This is a genomic window from Xanthomonas cannabis pv. cannabis (genome assembly GCF_000802365.1).
GTDB lineage: Bacteria > Pseudomonadota > Gammaproteobacteria > Xanthomonadales > Xanthomonadaceae > Xanthomonas > Xanthomonas cannabis.
Map to the genome: position 1 here is coordinate 14,335 of NZ_JSZE01000022.1, position 22,558 is coordinate 36,892.

General features: G+C 66.8%; 21 protein-coding genes. 13 read left to right on the forward strand and 8 right to left on the reverse strand.

What is annotated here, in order from left to right; translation table 11 throughout:
• Positions 1–10: 10 nt before the first annotated feature.
• Complete coding sequence (locus OZ10_RS05480) at positions 11–622, forward strand: superoxide dismutase (protein WP_039407641.1); 612 nt, start codon at positions 11–13, stop codon at positions 620–622.
• A gap of 159 nt (positions 623–781) precedes the next feature.
• On the opposite strand, the gene OZ10_RS05485 is transcribed toward OZ10_RS05480, so the two are convergent.
• On the reverse strand, positions 782–1,615 hold the full coding sequence (locus OZ10_RS05485) for an inositol monophosphatase family protein (protein ID WP_039407638.1): 834 nt from the start codon (positions 1,613–1,615) through the stop codon (positions 782–784).
• Positions 1,616–1,731: 116 nt separating this feature from the next.
• On the opposite strand from OZ10_RS05485, the gene OZ10_RS05490 reads away from it, so the two are divergent.
• Genes OZ10_RS05490 through OZ10_RS05500 form a run of 3 tightly spaced genes read left to right on the forward strand, consistent with a single transcriptional unit; the run spans position 1,732 to position 5,591 of the window.
• Positions 1,732–2,496 carry an RNA methyltransferase gene (locus tag OZ10_RS05490; protein WP_039407635.1) on the forward strand — a complete coding sequence of 255 codons (765 nt, stop codon included), beginning with the start codon at positions 1,732–1,734 and terminating at the stop codon, positions 2,494–2,496.
• Positions 2,497–2,547: 51 nt separating this feature from the next.
• Positions 2,548–3,477 carry a phosphate/phosphite/phosphonate ABC transporter substrate-binding protein gene (locus tag OZ10_RS05495; RefSeq protein WP_039407633.1) on the forward strand — a complete coding sequence of 310 codons (930 nt, stop codon included), beginning with the start codon at positions 2,548–2,550 and terminating at the stop codon, positions 3,475–3,477.
• Positions 3,474–5,591, forward strand: coding sequence for a putative bifunctional diguanylate cyclase/phosphodiesterase (locus OZ10_RS05500; RefSeq protein ID WP_039564098.1), 2,118 nt, complete (start codon positions 3,474–3,476; stop codon positions 5,589–5,591). The genes OZ10_RS05495 and OZ10_RS05500 overlap by 4 nt, the downstream gene beginning before the upstream one ends.
• A 118-nt stretch (positions 5,592–5,709) precedes the next feature.
• Here OZ10_RS05500 and epmB read toward each other — a convergent pair whose 3' ends face one another.
• Positions 5,710–6,738, reverse strand: a complete 1,029-nt coding sequence (gene epmB / locus OZ10_RS05505; protein WP_039564099.1) for an EF-P beta-lysylation protein EpmB — start codon at positions 6,736–6,738, stop codon at positions 5,710–5,712.
• Positions 6,739–6,839: 101 nt separating this feature from the next.
• Between epmB and efp the strand changes: the two genes are divergently transcribed.
• From efp to OZ10_RS05535, 6 genes are all read left to right on the forward strand, one after another.
• On the forward strand, positions 6,840–7,406 hold the full coding sequence (gene efp / locus OZ10_RS05510) for an elongation factor P (protein ID WP_039407624.1): 567 nt from the start codon (positions 6,840–6,842) through the stop codon (positions 7,404–7,406).
• Positions 7,407–7,410: 4 nt separating this feature from the next.
• A complete protein-coding gene (locus OZ10_RS05515; RefSeq protein ID WP_052209971.1) occupies positions 7,411–8,259 on the forward strand; it encodes a PA3715 family protein in 849 nt (282 codons plus the stop codon).
• Between the two features lie 18 nt (positions 8,260–8,277).
• Positions 8,278–9,615: a TRZ/ATZ family hydrolase gene (locus tag OZ10_RS05520; RefSeq protein ID WP_039564107.1), complete on the forward strand. Its 1,338-nt coding sequence runs from the start codon at positions 8,278–8,280 to the stop codon at positions 9,613–9,615.
• A gap of 29 nt (positions 9,616–9,644) precedes the next feature.
• Positions 9,645–10,364, forward strand: coding sequence for a bifunctional 2-polyprenyl-6-hydroxyphenol methylase/3-demethylubiquinol 3-O-methyltransferase UbiG (ubiG, locus tag OZ10_RS05525; protein ID WP_039407691.1), 720 nt, complete (start codon positions 9,645–9,647; stop codon positions 10,362–10,364).
• A 112-nt stretch (positions 10,365–10,476) separates the two neighbouring features.
• Positions 10,477–11,142, forward strand: a complete 666-nt coding sequence (locus tag OZ10_RS05530; RefSeq protein WP_039564101.1) for a phosphoglycolate phosphatase — start codon at positions 10,477–10,479, stop codon at positions 11,140–11,142.
• Positions 11,143–11,170: 28 nt separating this feature from the next.
• Positions 11,171–11,860, forward strand: a complete 690-nt coding sequence (locus OZ10_RS05535) for an isoprenoid biosynthesis enzyme family protein (RefSeq protein ID WP_039407615.1) — start codon at positions 11,171–11,173, stop codon at positions 11,858–11,860.
• A 66-nt stretch (positions 11,861–11,926) separates the two neighbouring features.
• Here the strand turns inward: OZ10_RS05535 and OZ10_RS05540 are convergent, their stop codons facing one another.
• The gene (locus OZ10_RS05540; RefSeq protein ID WP_081419328.1) at positions 11,927–13,594 is read right to left on the reverse strand and encodes a glycoside hydrolase family 28 protein; all 1,668 of its coding nucleotides are present in this window, start codon (positions 13,592–13,594) and stop codon (positions 11,927–11,929) included.
• A gap of 385 nt (positions 13,595–13,979) precedes the next feature.
• Positions 13,980–15,119, reverse strand: a complete 1,140-nt coding sequence (locus OZ10_RS05545; RefSeq protein ID WP_228890854.1) for a putative acyl-CoA thioester hydrolase — start codon at positions 15,117–15,119, stop codon at positions 13,980–13,982.
• A 400-nt stretch (positions 15,120–15,519) separates the two neighbouring features.
• Here OZ10_RS05545 and OZ10_RS05550 point away from each other — a divergent pair, with 400 nt between their 5' ends.
• From OZ10_RS05550 to OZ10_RS05560, 3 genes are all read left to right on the forward strand, one after another.
• Positions 15,520–16,008, forward strand: a complete 489-nt coding sequence (locus tag OZ10_RS05550; protein ID WP_039407610.1) for a pyridoxamine 5'-phosphate oxidase family protein — start codon at positions 15,520–15,522, stop codon at positions 16,006–16,008.
• A 116-nt stretch (positions 16,009–16,124) separates the two neighbouring features.
• Positions 16,125–17,006 (forward strand): MBL fold metallo-hydrolase, encoded by an 882-nt coding sequence (locus OZ10_RS05555; protein WP_039564110.1) that lies wholly within the window; start codon positions 16,125–16,127, stop codon positions 17,004–17,006.
• 117 nt (positions 17,007–17,123) lie between these two features.
• Positions 17,124–17,390, forward strand: a complete 267-nt coding sequence (locus tag OZ10_RS05560) for a hypothetical protein (protein WP_039564105.1) — start codon at positions 17,124–17,126, stop codon at positions 17,388–17,390.
• A 69-nt stretch (positions 17,391–17,459) separates the two neighbouring features.
• On the opposite strand, the gene eutC is transcribed toward OZ10_RS05560, so the two are convergent.
• The 4 genes from eutC to OZ10_RS05580 form a co-directional block, all read right to left on the reverse strand.
• Entirely contained in the window at positions 17,460–18,278 is an 819-nt protein-coding gene (gene eutC / locus OZ10_RS05565) for an ethanolamine ammonia-lyase subunit EutC (RefSeq protein WP_039407605.1), read from the reverse strand.
• Positions 18,275–19,687 carry an ethanolamine ammonia-lyase subunit EutB gene (locus tag OZ10_RS05570; protein WP_039407603.1) on the reverse strand — a complete coding sequence of 471 codons (1,413 nt, stop codon included), beginning with the start codon at positions 19,685–19,687 and terminating at the stop codon, positions 18,275–18,277. Before OZ10_RS05570 ends, eutC begins: the two co-directional genes overlap by 4 nt.
• Positions 19,684–21,048 (reverse strand): ethanolamine permease, encoded by a 1,365-nt coding sequence (gene eat, locus OZ10_RS05575; protein WP_039407600.1) that lies wholly within the window; start codon positions 21,046–21,048, stop codon positions 19,684–19,686. Before eat ends, OZ10_RS05570 begins: the two co-directional genes overlap by 4 nt.
• Before the next feature lie 710 nt (positions 21,049–21,758).
• Entirely contained in the window at positions 21,759–22,553 is a 795-nt protein-coding gene (locus tag OZ10_RS05580) for a M23 family metallopeptidase (RefSeq protein ID WP_068873830.1), read from the reverse strand.
• Positions 22,554–22,558: the final 5 nt, after the last annotated feature.

Here is a 22,558-nt window from a genome sequence, read left to right on the forward strand (position 1 = left end):
GGAGACACGCATGGCTTACACCCTTCCGCAGTTGCCTTATGCCTACGACGCGCTGGAACCGAACATCGATGCGCAGACGATGGAAATCCATCACACCAAGCATCACCAGACCTACATCAACAACGTCAATGCGGCGCTGGAAGGGACCGAGTATGCGGACCTGCCGATCGACGAACTGGTGTCCAAGCTGAAGAGCCTGCCGGAAAACCTGCAGGGCCCGGTGCGCAACAACGGTGGCGGCCACGCCAACCACTCGCTGTTCTGGACCGTGCTCTCGCCCAACGGTGGCGGCGAGCCCAAGGGCGAGGTCGCCAAGGCGATCGACAAGGACATCGGTGGCTTCGAGAAGTTCAAGGAAGCCTTTACCAAGGCCGCTGTAAGCCGTTTCGGCTCGGGCTGGGCCTGGTTGAGCGTGACCCCGGACAAGAAGCTGGTGGTGGAAAGCACCGCCAACCAGGACAGCCCGTTGTTCGAGGGCAACACCCCGATCCTGGGCCTGGACGTGTGGGAACACGCGTACTACCTGAAGTATCAGAACCGTCGCCCGGAATACATCGGCGCGTTCTACAACGCGGTCAACTGGGACGAAGTCGAGCGCCGCTACCACGCCGCGATCGCCTGAGTCTTGAGCTGACGCTGTAACGCTAGAAGGCCGGGAGCGATCCCGGCCTTCTACGTTGTGCGGTCTACGTCGTAGGAGCGACCTCGGTCACGATGGGTATTCCCGTGGAAAGCTCCATCGCGCGCAGGCGCGCTCCTACCGCAACCAAAGCGGCACCGATCAGAACTTGGCGTCGAACTCGCGGGCGTAGCCGGTGTTGACGATGACCTTCTGCAGCGCGTCGCTGATCTTGATGTTGCCAGCGACGATCTGCTGGGTTTCCGGGCCCATGTTGTCCATGCGCGGCGGGGTGGCGCCCTTGTAGTCGCAGACCCGGCCACCGGCTTCGCGCACCAGCAACACGCCGGCGGCGATGTCCCAGGCTTTGACGCCGGCTTCGAAATAGGCATCGGCACGGCCGCAGGCCACATAGGCCAGGTCCAGCGCCGCCGAACCGGTGCGGCGCACGTCTTCGGCCTGCACCAGCAACGCATCCACGCACTTGAGCTGCGCACTGGCGCGCGCACGCTCGCGCGGCGGGAAGCCGGTGTGGACCATGGCGCCTTCCAGATCCTTGCGCTCGGCGATGCGGATGCGGCGGTCGTTGAGCACCGCGCCGGCGCCACGGCTGGCAGTGAACAGCTCATTGCGCAGCGGGTCGAAGATCACCGCGTCGGTGGGTTCGCCATTTTCCACCAGCGCAATCGACACGCAGTAATGCGGAAAGCCGCGCAGGTAATTGCTAGTGCCGTCGAGCGGGTCGATCACCCAGGTGTAGCGGCCACTCTTGCCACCCTGCACGCCGCCTTCTTCGCCGAACACGGCGTACTCGGGGTAGCCGCGCTTGAGTTCCTTGACGATGACCTTTTCGGCATCGGCATCGACTTCGCTGGCGTAGTCCATGCGGCCTTTCTGCACCACGTTGAGTGCATCGAGCTTGTTGATACCGCGCAACAGCACATTGCCGGCGAGGCGGGCGGCTTTGACCATGACGGTGACGGCGGGTTTCTGCATGGTTAAAGCTCCCGTGAAGGCAGAATGGACGATGACGAAGGTAAAAGAGCGGTCCGGCGCCAAAGCCGGCCGCGCAGTTTACCATCTACGACCGAATCGCTCCCCAATCTCCGTTCATGTCCGTCACTCAGCGCATCCGTTTTGTTCTTGTCGGTACCCAGCATCCAGGCAACATCGGCGCCGCCGCACGTGCGATGAAAACGATGGGTGTGACGCGCCTGGTGCTGGTGGCGCCGGAACGTGCGCTCGACGAAGACGCCTACCGGCGCTCGGCCGGTGCTGAAGACGTGCTGGGTGATGCGCCGATTTTCGCGACCCTGGGCGAGGCAGTGGGCGATTGCACCCTGGTCATCGGCTGCACTGCGCGTGCGCGCCGGGTGGCGCTGGAAGAACTGCTGCCCGACGAAGGCGCGCAGCGCGCCCTGGCCAAGGCGGGCGAGCCGGCCGAAGTGGCGTTCGTGTTCGGCCGCGAGCGTACCGGCCTGACCAACGACGAATTGCAGCTCTGCCATGCGGCCGTGCATATCCCGTCCGACCCGCAGTTCAGTTCGCTCAACCTGGCCGCAGCGGTGCAGGTGCTGGCCTACGAAGTGCGGTTGGCGCAGCTGGCGTCCGGCGAGGCCGAGCCGGTCGCTGCGGCCGCTGCCGGCCTGCGCGACGGTCCGGCCAGTCATGCCCAGCTGGAAGGCATGTTCGGCCAGCTGGGCGACACGCTGGACGAGATCGACTTCCACAAGGGGCGTGCGCCGGAGTCGGCGATGCGCAAGCTGCGACGGTTGCTGCTGCGTGCGGAGATGACCGAGCAGGAGGTGCGCCTGATCCGCGGCATCCTGTCGGACGCGCAGCGCATGGCCATGTTGGCCAGGCGCGCCGGAAACTGACGTCTGTCACATCTTTGAAGATTCGGCTAGGCTGTCCGCGGCTCTAGGGGAGTGTCGGTTTTGCGCGGTCTACGATGGTGTCTGAGTGCCTGCTGGCTGATCGCCGGCGCAGGCTTGGCCGTAACCGCTGCAGCAGCGCCTTCCCCGGTCTTGGTGCTAGGGCGGATCAGCGATGATCCGGCCACGCATTACGACCAACTCAAGCCGCTGCTGGACTATGTGATACCGCGCATGCGCGAGGTCGGCATCCGCCGCGGCGAGATCCTGATGGCACCGGATGCGCGGCAGATGTCCAGCTATCTGCGGCGCGGCCGGGTCGACTGGGTCAGCGAGACCACCGGTGCGGCCATGTTGCTGGAGCAGCGCGGCAGCGCGCATCCGTTACTGATGACCGAGCGCGGCGGCGTGCGCGAGTTCCACACGGTGTTCTTCGTGCGCCGCGACAGCCCGATCCAGTCGCTCGGGCAATTGCGTGGGCACACCCTGGCCTTGCAGAACGCCTCGTCCACCAGTGGATATCTGGTGCCGATGCTGGAGCTGATACGCAACGGTCTTGCCTGCGATGTGCTGCTGTCGCCGGACGACACCCAGGTGCTGGGCTCGGTCGGCTATCTGATGGTCGGCTCGAAATTGAACATCGCCGCGTTCGTGCACAAGCGGCTGGTCGATGCCGGGGCGTTCAGCAATCTCGATTGGGACGACGAGCGGCATCTGCCCCCGGTATTCCGGCGCGACTTCCGCATCGTCTACCGCAGTGCGCCGGTGCCGCGCGCGGTGGAGATGGTGCGCACCGGCATGGACCCGGCGGTGGAGCGCCGCCTGCGCATCGTGTTATTACAGGCCGCCTCCGACCCGAAGGCCGGGCCGGCGCTCAAGCGGTTCTTCGGCACCAGCGCATTTCATCCTGTGGATGGGCAGAGCCGCCGGCGTCTGGACGCATTGAGCGCGGGCCTGCAACACGTCAGGGACGAGATGGAATGAGTCAGGTGCGCTTCGGGTTGCAGGCACGTTTCCTGTTGGTCATGGCGCTGACCCTGCTGCTGGTCGGCGCGATCCTGGCCTCGCTGCTGCAGCGCCAGAGCGCCATGCAGCGCGAGGTGCGGGGCTTGAGCGCGCAGATCCTGCATGAGCTGTTCGACCGCAGCCTGCGCACCCGCGGCGAGACGCTGGCCACCGAGCTGGCCTCCGGCCTGGCCAACCCGCTGTATTACTCCGACCTGGGTGCCGTGGGCGCGCTGGTGCGCAATGCCGCGCGCCAGCAGGTGGTCAGCTACGTGCTGGTGTTCGACCGCCGCGGCCGGCTGGTGCATGACGGCACGCCCACCCTGCAGCGCTACGGCCAGACCATGACCGACCCGCTGGCGGCCAAGGCGGTCAATGCACGGGCGATGCTGCTGCAGTCCTCGCCCGAGGTGCTGGAGGTCACGGTACCGATCAAGATCGGCGATCAGCGCATCGGCGGGGTGCGCGTGGGCATGTCGCGCGAGCGTGTGCGCAGGATCGAGTCCGGCGCCAACCTGACCCTGGTCGAAAACCTCAATGCGATCGGCAAGCGCGATCTGGGTTGGCTGCTGGTGCTGCTGGCTGCGCTGGTGGGGTTGGGCGTGCTGCTGGCGATCTACGTGCAGCGCACGCTGGTGGCGCCGGTGCGGCTGCTGGCGGCGGCGGCGCGGCAGATCGAGCGCGGCGACTATGCCGTGCAGCTGCCGCCGCACCCGCGCAACGACGAGATCGGCGAGCTGATCTCTGCGTTCGGCCGCATGAGCGAGAGCATTGCCCGCCACGATCGCGAGGTGCGCCACATGGCCTACACCGACGCGCTGACCGGGCTGACCAACCGGCTGGGTTTCCGCGAGGGGCTGGATCATCTGCTCAATACCGCGCGCAGCACCGACAGCAAGCTGGCCTTGCTGTTTGCCGATATCGATGACTTCAAGCGCGTCAACGACACCCTGGGCCACGAGGCCGGCGACGAAGCCTTGCTGCAGTTCGCCAGCCGCATCAGTCGCGCGGTCTGCGCGTTGGGGGGCGACGACGCGATTCTGGCGCGCTTTGGCGGCGACGAGTTCGTGATCCTGCTGCAGAGCGGCGATGTCAGCTTGCTGGCTGCGCAGCTGGCGGACCGCCTGGTGCACGAATTGAGCCGCCCGTTGAACGTGCAGGGGCGCGAAGTGTTCCTGGGCACCTCGATCGGCATCACGCTGTTCCCCGACGATGCCAACGATGCCACCGCGTTGCTCAAGAACGGCGACATTGCGATGTACCAGGCCAAGGTCGCCGGCAAGAACTGCCACCGGTTCTACAGCCGTGCCGCCGACCATGCGGTCGAACGCCGCGTGCATATGGAGCACGAGCTACGCGGTGCGTGGGAGCGCGACGAACTGCGGCTGGTGTACCAGCCGATCTACCGCACCAGCGACCGCGTGCTGGTAGGCGTGGAGGTGTTGCTGCGCTGGCAGCACCCGGCGCTGGGCACGATTGCGCCGTCCACCTTCATCGACATCGCCGAGCAGAGCGGGTTGATCGAGGTGATCGGCCCCAAGGTCCTGCGTGCGGCCTGCCTGGAGGCGGCGCAGTGGCCGATGATGGGCGATGGCCTGTTCATTTCGGTCAACGTCTCGCCGCGGCAGTTGCGCAGCGGTGCGCTGATCGACACCGTGGCCGAGTGCCTGGCCGAGTCCGGGTTGCCGGCTGCCCGATTGCATCTGGAGCTCACCGAGACGGCGGTGATCGGCGACGAGATGATGGCGGCCAGCCTGCTCGACCAGCTGCACCGTACCGGCGTGAAAGTGTGGCTGGACGACTTCGGTACCGGTTTCTCCGGCCTGAGCCACCTGCGCCAGGTGCCGGTGGACGGGGTCAAGATCGACAAGAGTTTCATCGCCGACCTGCAGCGCGACCCGGACGATCTGGCGCTGACCACCGCGATCATCAACATGGCCCATTCGCTGGGGATCACCGTGGTCGCCGAAGGCATCGAGCAGGAAGCGCAGTTCAACCTGCTGCGCGAGCGCGGCTGCGACCTGGGGCAGGGCTACTGGTTCAGCCGCCCGCTGAGCCCGGCGGACCTGGTCAAGCTGATCGCGGCGGGGTGATCAGCGTAGGAGCGCACCCGGGCGCGACGGGGCTTTACCGGGCAATCGAGGCGTTATCAGGGAAGGCTTCGTCGCGCCCGGGTGCGCTCCTACGGGCCCTGTGTGGCGGCGACATTGGTTACAGCGGGCGCTTGCCGGTGTCGCCGGGGATTTCGCGCACCAGGCGCGGGACCAGGTAGCCGGACAGGCGCGTGGCCAGTGCTGCATGCAGGGCGCGTGCGCGGGTGTCGTCGACTTCGAAATGCGCCACGCCGGCCACGCGGTCGAGCTGGTGCAGGTAATACGGCAGCACACCGGCCGCAAAGCTGCGCTCGCTCAGGGCGGCCAGTGCGTCCACGCTGTCGTTGACGCCGCGCAGCAGCACGGCCTGATTGAGCACCTGCGCGCCAGCGCCGCGCAGGGCATGCACGGCAGCGTCCACCGCGGCGTCGAATTCGTTGGCGTGGTTGGCATGGATCACGAACGCCACCGGCCATGGCAGGCTGCGCAGCCAGGCCAGCAGCGGTGCATCCACGCGTTCGGGCAGCACCACCGGCAGGCGGCTGTGGATGCGCAGGCGCTTGAGGTGCGGGATCGCGGCCAGGGCATCGGTCAGTTCGACCAGCTTGGGCGTGGCCAGCGACAGCGGATCGCCACCGGAGAGCAGCACTTCGTCGATGCCCGGGTCGGCCGCAATCGCGGCCACGGCCGCGCGCCAGCCTTCGCGGGCGGCGGTTTCGTCTGCATACGGGAAGTGGCGACGGAAGCAGTAGCGGCAGTGCACCGCGCAACTGCCGGTGGCGATCAGCAAGGCGCGGCCGCGGTATTTCTGGATCACCCCGGCGGCGGTTTTTGCAGCCGCATCGCCGACCGCGTCCAGGCCGAAGCCGGGAACCGGCTGCATCTCCGCGTCCAGCGGCAGCACCTGGCGCAGCAGCGGGTCGTTGAGGTCGCCAGGCCGCATCCGGGCCACGAACGCGTGCGGCACCCGCAGCGGGAACTGCGCCGCCGCGTCATCGCTGATGCCGGCGGCCTGCGCCTCCAGGCCCAGCAGCGCCAGCAGGGCGCGCGGGTCGCGCACGGCGTCGCGCCACTGCTGTTGCCAGCGCGGCGGCTGCAGGACGGGGAGCGGGGACGGCTGCAAGGCGAGGGGGGCTGCGGTTATCATGTGCGGTCACAAAACCAATGCCCGCCGGTGATGGCGGGCGCCCCATTCTAATCCGACCCGCCCCAGAGTGGCGGGTCGTGGTCTTATCGAGGAGCTGCACCATGGCCACTGTTGGCATGAACGATGTCAAGAACGGCATGAAGATCCTGGTCAATAACGAACCGGCGGTCATCACCGAGACCGAGTACGTCAAGCCGGGCAAGGGCCAGGCCTTCACCCGCATGAAGTACCGCTTCATCAAGTCCGGGCGCGTGGTCGAAATGACCATGAAGGCGACCGACGACGTGGAAGTGGCCGACGTGGTCGACACCGACATGCGCTACCTGTACAGCGATGGCGAGTACTGGCACTTCATGGACCCGGAATCCTTCGAGCAGGTGCAGGCGGACAAGGCCGGCATGGGCGGCGCCGAGAAGTGGCTCAAGGGCGAGGAAGACTGCATCGTGACGCTGTGGAACGGCGCGCCGATCTGGGTCCAGCCGCCGAACTTCGTCGAGCTCAAGATCACCGAGACCGACCCGGGCGTGCGTGGCGATACCTCCGGCGGCGGCGGCAAGCCGGCCACGCTGGAAACCGGTGCCGTGGTGCGCGTGCCGCTGTTCGTCAATCAGGACGAAGTGATCAAGGTCGACACCCGCTCGGGCGAATACTCCGCGCGCGTCAAGTAACCGCATGCGCGCCGGACACTGGCTGGAGCGAGCGCGACGCGGTGCCAGTGTCCCGTGGGTCGTGGGCGGCGTGCTGTGTGCCGCGCTGGCCGCCTGCCCGGCGCTTGCCCACGCAGCCGCCGCAACCTGCGATGCACGCAGCGTCGCAGCGGTGGCGCAGGCCGACGTATTCGACGGCGCCGTCGCTGCGGCGCCGGGCGATCGCGTGGTGGCGCAGACCTGCAAGCTCTGGCCCTACGATGCGACGATCCGGCTGGCGGCCATCGCGTTTGCCACCGATACCGCCGCGCCAGGCGAGCGTGAACTGCAATTGCGCATTGCCCTGCTGGACGCCGCCAGCGGCAAGGTGCTGGCCGGCTATACGCAGGCCCTGGGCGAAGACGCCGCCTTCGAGCTCGACGCCGACAGCCTGCGTCTGGACACCGCGCGCTACGACGTGGCGCCCGGGACGCGCGCGATCGGCGTGGTCGTGCACAGCGTCGCGCGTGGGCCCAGTTGCCCGGATTTCCGCAGTGAGGATGCACTGACCCTGCTGGTCCGCGACGGGCGCACGCTGCGCCCGGTGCTGCAACGCGATCTGTCGCTCTGGCAGCGCGTCAAGGGCGAACCCTGCAGTCCGGGGCAGGGCGGGGTGATTACCGAAAGTGCCGAGCTGTCCTTGGCGATGGCACCGCGGTCACATGCCGGCTATGCGGACATAGTCCTGACCGCAAACATCCGCACCCTTGAGAGCGTGGCCGGCGGCGACCCCGCTGCCGAACGCACGCGTCGCGCACGGCAGCTGCTGCGCTACGACGGCACACGCTATGTGGCGACCTCCGGCGGCGATGCCAGCTGGCCGTTCGGCAACTAACCTTCCATGGAACCGCTCATGACCAATGCTCCCCCAGAACCGTGCGACCTGCTGATCGAAGCCGGCTACGTGGTGCCGATCGAACCACACGCGGTGGTTCTCGAAGATCATGCCGTGGCCGTGCGCGGCGGCGTGATCGTGGCGATCCTGCCGACTGCGCAGGCACGCGCGCGCTTTGCGCCGGCCCAGACCGTGTCGCGCCCGGACGCGGCGCTGATGCCGGGCCTGGTCAACGCGCATACGCACAACCCGATGACGCTGCTGCGCGGCGTCGCCGACGACCTGCCATTGATGGTGTGGCTGCAGCAGCACATCTGGCCGGTGGAAGCGGCGGTGATCGGGCCGGAGTTCGTCGCCGACGGCACCACGCTGGCGATCGCCGAGATGCTGCGCGGCGGCACCACCTGCGTCAATGAAAACTACTTCTTTGCCGATGTGCAGGCAGCGGTCTACAAGCAGCACGGGTTCCGCGCGCTGGTCGGTGCGGTGATCATCGATTTCCCCACCGCATGGGCCTCGTCGGACGATGAGTATTTCGCGCGTGCCGGCGAATTGCACGACCAGTGGCGCGACGATCCGTTGATCGGTACCGCGTTCGCGCCGCATGCGCCGTACACGGTGAACGATGCCAACTTCGAACGCGTGCGCATGCTGGCCGACCAGCTGGACATGCCGGTGCATCTGCATACCCATGAAACCGCGCAGGAAGTGGCCGACTCGATCACGCAGTACGGGCAGCGCCCGCTGGCGCGCCTGGATCGGCTTGGCCTGGTCAACGACCGCCTGATCGCCGTGCACATGACCCAGCTCACCGATGCCGAAATCCACCTGTGCGCCGAGCGCGGCGTCAGCGTGGTGCATTGCCCGGAATCCAACCTCAAGCTGGCCTCGGGGTTCTGCCCGGCCTGCGCGCTGCAGCGTGCAGGCGTGAACCTGGCCATCGGCACCGACGGCTGCGCCAGCAACAACGACCTGGACATGTTCAGCGAGAATCGCACCGCCGCCATCCTGGCCAAGGCGGTGGCCAACGATGCCACCGCCCTGGACGCGGCGACCACGCTGCGCGCGGCCACGCTGGGCGGTGCGCGTGCATTGGGCTTCGGCGACAGGATCGGCTCGATCGAAGTCGGCAAGCAGGCCGACCTGGTCTGCGTGGATCTTGCCGCACTGGAAACCCAGCCGCTGCATCATGTGTTGTCGCAGCTGATCTACGCGGCCGGCCGGCATCAGGTCACCGATGTGTGGATCGCCGGCAAGCCCAAGCTGGTGCAGCGCGAGCTGATCGACATGGATACCGCGGCCCTCGTCGCCAACGCGCGGCAATGGCGCGACCGCATCCGCACCGTCCGCGCCTGAGCGCGCGTCATCGCATCCCGGAGTTCCGCATGAATCCCACGACCCACTCCAGCTCCACCAACTTCCATCAGGCCGAACTGGACAAGTTTGCCGCACTGGCCAACCGCTGGTGGGACGCCGACGGCCCGCAGAAGCCGCTGCATGCGCTCAACCCGGTGCGTCTGCAGTACGTGTCCGCACGCCAGCAGCTGGCCGGCGCGCGCGTGCTCGATGTGGGGTGCGGCGGCGGCCTGCTCAGCGAGTCGATGGCACGCCTGGGCGCGCAGGTCACCGCGATCGATCTGGCGCCGGAGCTGGTCAAGGTGGCGCGCCTGCACAGCCTGGAATCGGGCGTGCAGGTGGACTATCGCGTGCAGTCGGTGGAAGACCTGGCGGCCGAACAGCCAGGCAGCTTCGATGCGGTGACCTGCATGGAAATGCTCGAACACGTGCCGGACCCGACCGCGATCATCCGCGCCTGCGCCAGCCTGCTCAAGCCGGGCGGCAAGCTGTTCCTGTCCACGCTCAACCGCACCCCGGCCGCGTTCGCGCTGGCGGTGGTGGGCGCCGAATACATCGCGCGGCTGCTGCCCAAGGGCACCCATCACTACAAGGATTTCATCAAGCCGGCAGAGCTGGCGGCCTGGTTGCGCAATGCCGAGCTGCAGCTGGACGACGTCAGCGGCATGCTCTACGAGCCGTGGCGCAACCGCGCGCGGTTGTCTTCGCGCACCGAGGTCAATTACCTGGCATATGCGGTAAAGCCGTGACGGGCAGGCAGTCGGGAATCGGGAGGCGGGAGTCGCAACGGCGGTTGGCAGGGGTCTTGATGGATCCCGGCGCAGGTCCGGTTGCAGATCGCCGCGTGATGGTGGTGGTCCTGTGAGCCTTCCGCGCGCGGTGTTGTTCGATCTGGATGGCACCTTGCTCGATAGCGCGCCAGACATGCTGGCGACCGTCAACGCGATGCTGGCGGCGCGTGACCGTGCGCCGCTGGCGTTGGAGCAGTTGCGTCCGGTGGTGTCGAAAGGGGCGCGTGCCATGCTGAGCGTGGCGTTTGCCGAGCTCGATGCCGATGCGCGCACGGCCCTGGTGCCGGAATTCCTGCAGCGTTATGAAGGCTTGATCGGCACGCAGTCGCAGCTGTTCGATGGTATCGAGGCGCTGCTGTCGCAGCTGGACGATGCCGGCTGCAGCTGGGGCGTGGTGACCAACAAGCCCGAATACCTTGCGCGTCTGATCCTGCCGCAACTTGGGTGGCAGCAGCGCTGCGCCGTGTTGATCGGTGGCGACAGCCTGCCCGAGCGCAAGCCGCATCCGTTGCCGCTGCTGACCGCCGCCGAACGCATCGGTGTGGCGCCTGCGCAGTGCGTCTATGTTGGCGATGACGAGCGCGACATTGTTGCAGCGCGCGCGGCCGGCATGCCGTCGGTGGCGGTGTTGTGGGGCTATCGTTTGCACGACGATGCGCCATCGCGCTGGCAGGCCGATGTGCTGGTGGAGCATCCGCAGCAGTTGTGGGACCCGGCAACCTGGCCGCAGACCTGATCTTCTTTCGCTTTTTTTCGGACCAGCCATGAGCCAATCCAGCGCTCTCGACAGTTTTCTCGACAAGTGGCGCACCCGCTGGCCGGAGTGGTCGGTTGCCGAGCCTTTCGTTCCCGAACCGCAGCGGCGCCTGAGCGCTGCCTGGTTTGCGTTGCTGCAGGAATGGGAGGACATCATGAACATCGCCGGCGACCCGTTGCCGGCCGATGCCAAGCTGGCCTGGTGGCAGCAGGAGCTGCGCGACTGGTCCAGCCAGCGCTCGCGTCACCCATTGGGGCGCGTGCTGGAGCCGGTACGTGCGCCGTGGGCGCAACTGGCCGACACCTTGCCCGCGGTGCAGGTCGCGCGTGTGCAGCCTGCATCGTTGCAGCAGGCACTGGAGCAGCTGCGTGACTTCGCCCAGGCAGTGATTGCGGTGGAAGCGGTGCTGTTTGCGCGTGCACAGCCGGGCGATGCCACTGCGGTGGCGGTGCAATGGCTGGACGCACGCCAGCGCGTGGCCGGCGATAGCGCAGCGCCTGGTGGCGTGACCACGGTGGCTTGGCGCACGCAGTTGCTGCGCGCGTGGCCGCGCAAGCCGGCCCTGGCGCGACCGCACCGGGTGTGGTCGCGGCTGGCACGGCTGCGCCTGCAGCGCGAACTGGCCGGCAAGGCGGCCTATCCGCCGCCGGTCCAGCAGCTGTGGCATAGCTGGCGAGCTGCCAGCGGCACGGCGTGAAACGCCTGGTGGCCGCATCCTGCTGGAATGCGGCCACCGAGCTTCAGGGCGTACGCATGGCCGCGATCAGATCGGCGAATCGGGCAGCACGGTGTGATACGCAATGAAGGCATTGCTGCAGTCCAGCGACTTGCCCGGGCCGGGCGTGCCCTGCAGCTGCACATCGTCCGGCACCGAGGCCGTGAGCTGGTCATAGAAGCTCACCGGGCCGCCGTTGAAGCTGAAATGCACCGCACCCGGATTGCTGGCCGGTCCGCCGAAGTGGGGCTGCGCAAAGCTGACCTTGCCGCCATCGAGCACGACATTGTCCAGCGACAGGGTGATCGGCCGCGTGGCGCTGGCATCGCGATACCCGTAAAAGCTCAGTTCGCCGGCGCCGAGGGTCGTTGACCCCAGCGAATGCACATTGCGCAGCGAGATGCCGCTGAACTGCGGGATCTTGCCGTGCACGGCCGCGTTGGCGTAGTTGGCATCGAACACCAGCGGACGCGCGACGCCGCGCATGCAGATGGTGTCGAAACTGATGTCGGAGACCTGCCCGCCACGCGAGGCGTCTGACTTGATGCGCAGGCCATTGGCCGAATACGGGTCGCGCGCGACGTCGTTGGCGTTGAAGCCGTCGATGCTCAAGCCGCGCACGGCGATGTGGCGCATGCCGGCGTCGGTTTCGCTGCCCAGCGAAAAGCCATGCGTGAAATAGAACTGGTTGTAGGCGAACAGCATGTTCTCCGAGGCGATGACGCGCGTGGCCTTGGCCCCTGCCTTGATGGCCACGCCATCATCGCCGGTGCCGATGTACGAATAGGCCAGCAGCACGTTCTTCGACTGGCCGGGGTCGAATCCGTCGGTGTTCTTGGCGGTTTCCGGGGTAAAACAGGTCGCATGCGGATTGACGTCCGGCGTGCTGCCGGCCGGGCAGCGATACCCGGGGCGCGAATACACCAGGCTGGGCGCCAGGATCTTGATGCCCCATGCAGTCAGCCCCACCACGTTGTCGCTGATGACGTGGAAGTTGGGCGAGTTTTCCAGGGTAATGTCGTACAGCGTCACGTCGGTGCTGTTGTCGATCTGCATCAGGCGCGGCACGTGCTGGCTCAAGCCCTTGGTGACGTTGAGATAGGCAAGATCCCACCAGCTGGCCTTGCCGGCATTGGGCCCGGCGGTGAGCGTGCTCCCGCCGCGGCCGTCGATCTTGCCGGCGCCGACGATGGCGCTGTTGGCGGTGTCGGAAAAATGGATCAGCGGATTGCACGACTTGGCCTTGTCGGTGGTGGCGGTACCGCAGGTGCCCAGGCCGTTGTCATAGTCCTGCGGATTGCGCGAGGCGAACACGGTGACGTTGCGGTCGATCCACAACGTGACGCCGCTCTTGATGGTGAGCGGGCCGGTCAACAGGCCCGACTCGCCGGAATCGCCGGGGACCAGATGCACCGCGCTGCCCGCCGGGCAATCGTCGATGGCGGCCTGCAGGCGCGCGGTATCGCGCTTGGAGCGCGCCGGATCCTGATCGAGCGCATCCAGTGAACCGGCAACCGGCACCAGGGCCGCCTTGAGCGTGCTGCAGATCCGTGTCGGCAGCGTCGGCTGCCGGATCACGCCCCAGCTGGTGGAGATGCTGTGCGCGCTATCGGCATCCGCCTGTGCATGCGGTGGTGCGGCGCCGGCCTGGAGGCTGATCAGACCAATCAACGCCACGGTCAGTGGCGCGCGGGTGGGAGAGGTGGGGCTGGGCATTGGGCGTGCTCCGGGGAGGACAGGACGCGCCTGCCCGATCTGTGCACGGCAGCCATCTGCGGTCACGACAGTGGCATGGTTGCATGCAGTTGCACGGGCGGCGGTTTGCTGCCGCAGTGCCGATCGGTCAGGTGCGGGCGCCAGCGTGGCGCCTTGCCCCGCTGCCCGGCGTCGGCGGGGCGAACTCAGCACCGGTTTGCCGAAGCCAGCAATGCATTGCTGCAATTCCGTGGCGCACCGCACTCAACGGCACGGCAGCAACAAGACCAGAGGGCCCGTTGGCCTGGCGCGTCGCGCGCCAGGCCAACAGGCGCTGGTTGCCGTGCCGGGCGACATCGCGCCCTTGAAAGCCACGCGCGTCGTCCAGGACGCTGTTGCAGACAGCTCAGTCGGCGGCGCCTGCACCGCTGTTGCCGTACTCATAGAAACGGTTTGCCGAGTTGGCACAGCCGCTGCTGCAGAACGGACGGTTGGCCGTGGATGCATTCCACGGCGCCGCCTTGCGGATGTGGCTGCCCAGGGTGGAATCGCGCACCGTGACCTGGCCGTTGGGCGAGGTGCCGTTGACATACGCGCTCAGGCCGCTGACACCTTCGTCCCAGGCACGGCCCAGGTAAGTCTGGTTGTCGGGCGAGCCGGACACCGCCACAAAACTGCTGTTGATCGCCAGAAAGCCGTAGCTGCTGCCGGGGCGCGTACTCGGTGCAAAGATGTAGCCGCCCCGGCTGGTTCCCAGGCGTGCACCGAGCGAACGGATGGTCGTCTTGTCGAACACGCCGATGCCCGAGCCGAAGATGAAATCGACATCGCCGTCGATCGTGCTGTTCTTGAAGTAGGCACGATTGACGTTGGCCGCGTTGGTGGCGCTGATCAGCAAGGTGTCCTGATTGCCGGTGATCGACACGTCCTCGAAACTGGCCTTGTCGCCACGCACGGCCAGTGCGACGGCTGACTGATTGGTGTCGACGTAGGTGCCTTCGACGTAGTTGTTGTCGATGCGCAGATGGCGCGCCTGGAAGTCGGCGGCGCGCACCGTCACCGTGGCGCTGTTGGACGTGCCGACCGTGGTCGCCGCCGCATTGCTGGCGCAGGCGTGGCTGGCGGTGCCCGCCGGCTTGGGCGTGGGGTTGGCGTTGTTGAAGCGAATGACGGTGTCGCCTGCGGACGCGCCCAGCCCGAACAGCGTCAACGGCGGCGCGTTGGCCGGCACGCAGACCAGTTCGGTGTAGGTGCCCGCCTTGATGCTGATGTAGCGGCGCGTGGTGCCACCGGCGGTCACCGCTGCATCGATCGCCGATTGCACGCTGCGGTAACTGGTGGAGCCGTCCGCGGCCACGGCGTAGTCGGCACTGAGCAGCGCAACGCCGGCAGTGGGATTCCAGTTGTCGGTGACCGGTGCGGTGATTGGCCCGGCCTTGGCCAGTGCCTGGGTGATCGTATAGGTACTGGCTTCGCTGCGGGTGAGCTGCGGCCGCGTGGCGGTGCCGGTGAGTGCTGATGCATCGACGCTGACAAGCGTCAGCAATGCAGCGGCGATGCAGATCGTGCGCAAGGACGGGACGGACATGGTGAGGTGCTCGCTTGAGAAGGGATGCGTGCATACCTGTGGAATGCCGGCAATTCGCGCGCAGTGGCCGCTACGTCGCAGCGGCCATCCACTCGAACTCACGCCAGTCGCCGCACGCAGGGCAGGGCGATGGTACTGCCGGGTTCGCTCGTGGATGACCGACGGTGCACAGCAATGTACGAGATGTGCGGAGTGATCACGGTTTGCAACGGGACCAGGTCCCAACACGCTCACCAGGCGATGCTGCGTGGGCAGGCACTGCCGGATGTATGGTGCAGCGCCGCGTCCTCACATGCCGTGGGCATGCATCCTTCCAGACTCAGCGGCCCGCGTGCAAACGCGTACGTCAGGAATCGAAATGGCAGATCCCAAAGAACTGCAGGACAAATTCTGGAAGGCCTTGAAGTCCGACCGCACCGTGATGCTGGGCCTGGATGGCGTCGAAGACGGCCATGCGCGTCCGATGACCGCGCAGATCGAAGGCGACAGCGGCGGCCCGATCTGGTTCTTCACCTCCAAGGACAATGCATTGATCGCCATGCTGGGGCAGGGCCGTCGCGTCATCGGCGCCTTCAGCAGCAAGGGGCATGACCTGTTCGCCAGCATCAGCGGTTCGCTGCGCGAGGACACCGATCCTGCCGTGGTCGAGCGCTTGTGGAACCCGCACGTGGCCGCATGGTACGAAGGCGGAAAGGATGACCCGAAATTGGCGCTGCTACGCCTGGATGCGGACCACGCACAGATCTGGCTCAACGGCTCCAGCCTGCTTGCCGGGATCAAGGTGCTGTTTGGCGTCGACCCGAAAAAGGATTACCAGGACAAGGTGGCGGACGTTCCGCTGCGCTGAGTTCTTAGCGCACGCGGCCGTCAAGGTCGCGTGTGCATGCGCACTCCGGTGGCACGAACGGTCACCGGGGTGCGATGCCGGCACTGCGACGCTGGCCCGCCAAGCGGAGCGCGCTGATGCGCGTGCATCACCTGAACTGCATTTCCACGTGTCCGCTGGGCGGACATCTGATGGACGCTCGCACGCCTGGTGTATTGAATCGCGGTGACCTGTGTTGCCACTGTCTGCTGGTGGAGACCAGCGCCGGGCTGGTGCTGATCGACACCGGCTTTGGGTTGCGCGATGTGGCCGAGCCACGCGCACGTCTAAGCGGTTTCTTTCTGGCCCTGGTCCGGCCGGAGCTACGCGAGGAAATGACGGCCATTCGGCAGATTCAACGCCTGGGCCTGGACCCGCGCGACGTGCGGCATATCATCCTGACCCATCTGGATTTCGATCATGCCGGCGGGCTGGATGACTTCCCGCGTGCGCGTGTGCATCTGATGGCGAGCGAGCGTGACGCGGCATTTGCGCAGCGCACCTGGATGGATCGGCAACGGTTCCGGCCGCAGCAGTGGTCCACACGTGGCCAATGGCATGCCTATGACGCGCTTACCGGCGAACGCTGGATGGGCCTGGACTGCGTGCGCGACCTGCACGGCCTGCCGCCGGAGATCCTGATGCTGCCGCTGCCGGGCCACACGCTGGGGCATGCGGCCATTGCCGTGCGCAGCGCCGAACGCTGGTTGCTGCTGGCAGGCGATGCATATTTTTTCCATCGCGAGATGGATGCACAGCAACCGTACTGCACGCCGGGGCTGCGCCTGTATCAGTGGATGCTGGAAAAGGATCGCGCCGCGCGGCTGGGCAATCAGCAACGTTTGCGTCGCCTGCGTCAGCACCACGGCGGGGAGGTCGAGCTGTTCTGCTCGCACGACATCACCGAGTTCGAGCGCGTCGCGGGGCAGCCGGCACGCCTGCCGGCAGGCGCCTTGCTGCACGCGCCAACGCCGCACTGATCTGCGCTTCACCGCCCCCAGACACGGCGCAACGCCATGATCGTCGCTCATGGCGTTGCGCGGGTGTCGCGATGCCTCAGACGGAGACGGACAATGCAGTAGATCGAAATCGGCCAGATGGTGTTCCTGCGCGACGGTGAAGTCGGCGTTGGCGCGGTGCGCGATATCCGCAACGACGGCGCCGAACTGGTGATCAATATCGAAAACGGTGGCGACTTCGTGTTGCCGGCCTCGGTGGTACGCGATGTGCACTCGGGCAAGGTGATGCTGGATGTGGAGCAACTTCCGGACGATGTACGTCAGGCGCTGCGCCACCCGCACGACAACGAACTGCAGACCAGCACCTATGCAGCCAGCAATCCGCAGGATGGCGCGCTGAAGTAGGCTTTGCGGTGGTGCGTGGTGCGTGCAGGCGAGCGTCGGCGACCGATGCAAGTCAGTCACCGATGCAGGTCAGTCAGGCAGCAGGAAGTTGCGTGGCGCCGCGTCTGCCGGTCCGTCGGAGAGCAGGGCCGGCTGCTCGGCTTTGTCCTTGAGCTGCACGCCGGAGAGCCTGCGCCGGAAGGCCTCGCGTAGCAGGTACGCCAGTTTGTGCGTCGCGTCGGCATAGCTCAGGCCTTCTGCGCGAATATTGGAAATGCAGTTGCGCGCGGCATCGGTCAGGCCGACGCGCGGCGCGTAGGTGAGATAGAGTCCCAGGCTGTCGGGCGAGCTGAGCCCGGGACGTTCGCCGATCAACACGATGACCGCGCGCGCCTTGAGCAGTTCGCCCACTTCATCGCCCACCGCCACGCGCCCCTGTGCGACCAGCGCTACTGGCGCCACTGTCCAGCCTTGCTGCACTGCCAATGCGTCAATGTGTTCCACCATCGGCACGGCATGCCGGTATACCGCGAGCGCAGACAGGCCGTCGGCGACCACCACCGCCACATCGTGGCCGCCGCCGTGCACGGCGGTCTGGCCACGTAGTTGCGTCGCCGCAGTGTCGGACAGGCAGCGGCCCAGGTCCGGGCGCTGCAGATAGGTATGGCGGTCTGCTGCCGCGCTCTGCAACAGGATGCTGTCGCGCCCTCGTCGCCGCAGCGCTGCCTGCAACGCAGCCGGGTCGAATGCCAGGTGTACTGCATCCCGCGCCTGCGCATGCGCCAGTTGGAACTCCAGGTGGGCAGCAGTTGGCAGGCTGGTGCCGACCCGCCCCAGCGCAATGCGCGCCGGGGTCAGTTGGCGTAACCGTGCCCATGCATCGCGCGGCGGTGTGGCCGCGTTGCTCACGATGGGGTACCGGAAGGCAGCTGCGAGAGCGCACGACGAAACGGTGCCGGGACCTCGCTGCCCAGTTCAAACCGCCCATCGTCGTGCAACCGCAGGATGCCGTGTTGCTCCAGCCACTGCTCGAACTCGGGCGCGGCGCGCAGGCCAAGCGCCTGGCGCGCATACAGCGCATCGTGGAACGAGGTGGTCTGGTAGTTGAGCATCACATCGTCCGAGCCGGGGATACCCATGATGAAGTTGATGCCGGCCGCGCCGAGCAGGGTGAGCAACACGTCCATGTCGTCCTGATCGGCTTCGGCATGATTGGTGTAGCAGATGTCGCAGCCCATCGGCACGCCGAGCAATTTGCCGCAGAAATGATCCTCCAGCCCGGCGCGGATGATCTGCTTGCCGTCATACAGATATTCCGGGCCGATGAAGCCGACCACGGTGTTGACCAGCAGCGGCTTGAACTGCCGCGCCACCGCATACGCGCGCACCTCGCAGGTCTGTTGGTCCACGCCGTGGTGCGCGTTTGCCGACAAGGCGCTGCCCTGGCCGGTCTCGAAATACATCACGTTGTCGCCGACGTTGCCCCGGCGCAGCGACAGGCCGGCCTCGTAGCCTTCCTGCAAGAGCGCCAGATTGATGCCGAAGCTGGCGTTGGCCGCTTCGGTGCCTGCGATGGACTGGAACACCAGATCCACCGGCACGCCGCGGTCGATGGCCTCGATGGTGGTGGTGATATGGGCCAGCACGCACGATTGGGTGGGAATCTGATAGCCGGTGATCACCGCATCGAGCATGCGCAGCAATGCGGTGGTTGCCGCCAGACTGTCGCTGGCCGGGTTGATGCCGAGCACTGCATCGCCGTTGCCGTACAGCAGGCCGTCGAGCACGCTGGCGGCAATGCCGGTGGCATCGTCGGTGGGATGGTTGGGCTGCAGCCGCGTCGACAGCCGGCCACGCAGGCCCAGGGTGTTGCGAAAGCGCGTGACCACACGTGTCTTCTGCGCCACCAGGATCAGGTCCTGCACCCGCATCAGCTTGGACACCGCCGCCACCATTTCCGGCGTCAGCCCCGGCGCCAGCGCCGCCAATGTGGCTTCGTCGGCCTGCGGGCTCAGCAACCAGTCGCGAAAGCCGCCAACGGTGAGATGCGCCACCGCGGCAAACGCCGTCGCATCGTGCTGGTCGACGATCAGCCGGGTGACTTCGTCGCTGTCGTAGGGCACCACCGCTTCCTGCAGGAAATGGCGCAGCGGCAGATCTGCCAGTGCCATCTGCGCTGCCGCCCGTTGCAGCCCGGATTCTGCCGCCAGCCCGGCCAGCTGATCGCCCGAGCGGGCCGGCGTGGCCTTGGCCAGCAACTGCTTGAGATCGGCAAACCGGAAACGCTCGCAGCCGGCAGTGAAGGCGAAGCCGCTCATGTGCTGCCGGCCGCAGTGGCGCCCTGGCGACGCAGGCTCAGCACGCAACAGGCTGCGCCGAGCAGCAGCAGGCCGACGAAGATCACCGCCACGATCGGGTTGAACCACACCATCGCCACCAGGCACACCACCGCCAGTGCCAGCGCGACCGCCGGCACCAGCGGATAGCCCGGAGCCCGGAAGCTGCGCTCCAGCCCCGGTTCGCGACGGCGCAGCGTGAACAGGCTGAGCATGCTCATGACATACATCACGATTGCACCGAACACCGACATGGTGATCATGGCCGCGGTCAGCGACATGCCCTGGATCTTGACGACGCCGTCGCTGCAGATGGCCGCAATGCCGATGACGCCGCCGGCCAGGATCGCGCGATGCGGCGTACGGAAGCGCGACAGTTTCGCCAACCCGTGCGGCAGGAAGCCGGCGCGCGCCAGGGCAAAGAATTGTCGCGAATAGCCCAGGATGATGCCGTGGAAGCTGGCCACCAGGCCGAACAGGCCGATCCACACCAGCATGTGCAGCCAGGTGGAACTGTTGCCCACCACTGCCTTCATCGCCTGCGGCAACGGATCGTTGATGTTGGACAGCTGACGCCAGTCGCCCACGCCGCCGGCAAACACCATCACGCCCAGCGCCAGCGCCACCAGGGTGAGGATGCCGGCAATGTAGGCGCGCGGAATGGTGCGCCTGGGGTCCTTGGCTTCCTCGGCCGCCATGGCGGCGCCTTCGATCGCCAGGAAGAACCAGATCGCAAACGGAATCGCCGCAAAGATGCCGGAGATGGCCGCCGGCCCGAACACGTCGCTGCCGGCCCAGCCATTGGCCGTAAAGCGCGCCACGCTGAAACCCGGCGCCACCACGCCCATGAAGACCAGCAGCTCGATCACTGCCAGCAAGGTCACGATCAGCTCGAAGGTGGCCGCAATCGCCACGCCGACGATGTTCAAGCTCATGAAGATCCCGTACGCGCCGATCGCCGCGACGCGCGGGTCGAGCGTGGGGAACTGCACGTTCAGGTACGCCCCGATGGCCATCGCAATGGCGGGCGGCGCAAACACGAATTCGATCAGGGTAGCCAGGCCCGCGAGCATCCCGCCATAGGTGCCGAACGCACGCAGGCTGTAGGCGAACGGGCCGCCCGCATTCGGGATGGCAGTGGTCAGTTCGGTGAAGCTGAAGATGAAGCAGGTATACATCACCGCGACCAGCAACGTGGTGACCAGGAACCCCAATGTCCCTGCAGTCCCCCAGCCATAACTCCAGCCGAAATACTCGCCGGAGATCACCAGGCCCACCGCAATACCCCATAACTGCCAGGTACCGAGGGTGGACTTGAGTTGCTCGTTGCGCATGTCGCACATCTCCTGCGGTCGGGGGGGGGAGACCAGGCACGTCCGCCAGTGGCGCGGATGGACCGTCGCGGGCTGAGCTGGCGCTGCAATCAGCCGACGCTCGGCGGCCTCCCGGTTATACCGCAAAGCCTGCTGGCGGACACATGCGCAGCGGGTAGGTCTGCCAAGCCAAGGTGGCGGGGCAGCGGCGAGACGCGCATGCGCGTGGATGGACATGTCGCTGCCGCACCCTCATCCGGCGCTGCGCGCCACCTTCTCCCGGGGGGAGAAGGCAAGTGCGGCCTCACGCCGGGCATTGCCTGAGACGCCTGATTGGCGGCGCGCCGAATGCGCACCAGCAATGGATCGATCCGCAAGTCGAACCGCGCCGCAGCGATCTCGACGCCGCGCGAGAGCAACCGCGCCGCCGCGCGCCGGAGAGCGTGACGGCTCAGATAGCACGCACGTTATTTGCCGCGTTCGAGCCCCAGCAATGGATCGATCCGCACGTCGAACCGCGCCGCAGTCATCTCGACGCCGCGCGACAGCAACCGCGCCGCGCCGGAGGGCGTGGCGCCTCGGATAGCCCGCAAGTTATTTACCGCGTTCGAGCACTAGCTTCGAGCACTAGCAATGGATCGATCCGCACGTCGAACCGCGCCGCAGTGATGTCGACGCCGCGCGAGAGCAACCGCGCCGCCGCGCGCCGGAGAGCGTAAAGCCCCCAGATAGCCCGCCAGTTATTTGCCGCGTTCGAGCACCAGCAATGGATCGATCCGCACGTCGAACCAATTCATTCCCCAATGCAGATGCGGCCCGGTCGCGCGCCCGGTCGCACCAACGGCGGCGATGACCTGGCCTTGCTCGACCCGATCGCCCACCTTCACGTCGATACGCGACAAGTGCAGGAAATTCGAGCTCACACCAAAGCCGTGATCCAGCAGCACCGTCCCGCCGGTGAGGTACAGGTCCGGCGCCGCGAACGTCACCACGCCGGCCGCCGGCGCCTTCACCGGGGTGCCGGTGGGCACGGCAATGTCCATGCCCGAATGGCCGGCGCCTGGCTGTCCGTTGTACACGCGTGCATTGCCGAACCGGCCGCTGATGCGGCCCTGCACTGGCCAGATAAATGGCTGCGCAAAATCGGTACGTGCATCGTCGCGATCGCGCGCCGCCGTAACCTGCGCCTGCTCGCGCTTGATCCGTTCGGCGATTGCTGGCGGTGGATTGACTGTCTTGGGCGGCACGCCGTTGACGCGCTCGATCGGCCAGTCGCGCGGCGTCACTGCGATGCTCACGGTCTGCGTGCTGCCTCCGGGCGGGGTGATCTGCACCTGCAATGGCCCTGTGGCGTCGCGGCCGATACCGAACACCACGCTTCCGTAGCCGCTTACACGCAGGGTCCGGCCGGCGTACTGCACCTTGCTGCCCGCCGGCACCTTGCCGATCAGCAGCGCACCTTGCGAGGCGCTTTGCGGAAACACGACATCAGTCGCGGCGGTCGCGCTCTGCGCATCGGCAGTACCTGCCACCAGCGCGA

Excerpts from the sequence above, each read along its gene's own strand:
- OZ10_RS05480 (WP_039407641.1), top strand. The coding sequence starts at position 11 with ATGGCTTACACCCTTCCGCAGTTGCCTTATGCCTACGACGCGCTGGAA.
- OZ10_RS05490 (WP_039407635.1), top strand. The coding sequence starts at position 1,732 with ATGTCCGTCACTCAGCGCATCCGTTTTGTTCTTGTCGGTACCCAGCAT.
- eat (WP_039407600.1), bottom strand. The coding sequence starts at position 21,048 with ATGTGCGACATGCGCAACGAGCAACTCAAGTCCACCCTCGGTACCTGG.
- ubiG (WP_039407691.1), top strand. The coding sequence starts at position 9,645 with ATGAATCCCACGACCCACTCCAGCTCCACCAACTTCCATCAGGCCGAA.
- OZ10_RS05485 (WP_039407638.1), bottom strand. The coding sequence starts at position 1,615 with ATGCAGAAACCCGCCGTCACCGTCATGGTCAAAGCCGCCCGCCTCGCC.
- OZ10_RS05560 (WP_039564105.1), top strand. The coding sequence starts at position 17,124 with ATGGTGTTCCTGCGCGACGGTGAAGTCGGCGTTGGCGCGGTGCGCGAT.
- OZ10_RS05520 (WP_039564107.1), top strand. The coding sequence starts at position 8,278 with ATGACCAATGCTCCCCCAGAACCGTGCGACCTGCTGATCGAAGCCGGC.
- OZ10_RS05535 (WP_039407615.1), top strand. The coding sequence starts at position 11,171 with ATGAGCCAATCCAGCGCTCTCGACAGTTTTCTCGACAAGTGGCGCACC.
- efp (WP_039407624.1), top strand. The coding sequence starts at position 6,840 with ATGGCCACTGTTGGCATGAACGATGTCAAGAACGGCATGAAGATCCTG.
- OZ10_RS05540 (WP_081419328.1), bottom strand. The coding sequence starts at position 13,594 with ATGCCCAGCCCCACCTCTCCCACCCGCGCGCCACTGACCGTGGCGTTG.
- epmB (WP_039564099.1), bottom strand. The coding sequence starts at position 6,738 with ATGATAACCGCAGCCCCCCTCGCCTTGCAGCCGTCCCCGCTCCCCGTC.
- OZ10_RS05515 (WP_052209971.1), top strand. The coding sequence starts at position 7,411 with ATGCGCGCCGGACACTGGCTGGAGCGAGCGCGACGCGGTGCCAGTGTC.
- OZ10_RS05555 (WP_039564110.1), top strand. The coding sequence starts at position 16,125 with ATGCGCGTGCATCACCTGAACTGCATTTCCACGTGTCCGCTGGGCGGA.
- OZ10_RS05550 (WP_039407610.1), top strand. The coding sequence starts at position 15,520 with ATGGCAGATCCCAAAGAACTGCAGGACAAATTCTGGAAGGCCTTGAAG.
- OZ10_RS05500 (WP_039564098.1), top strand. The coding sequence starts at position 3,474 with ATGAGTCAGGTGCGCTTCGGGTTGCAGGCACGTTTCCTGTTGGTCATG.
- OZ10_RS05570 (WP_039407603.1), bottom strand. The coding sequence starts at position 19,687 with ATGAGCGGCTTCGCCTTCACTGCCGGCTGCGAGCGTTTCCGGTTTGCC.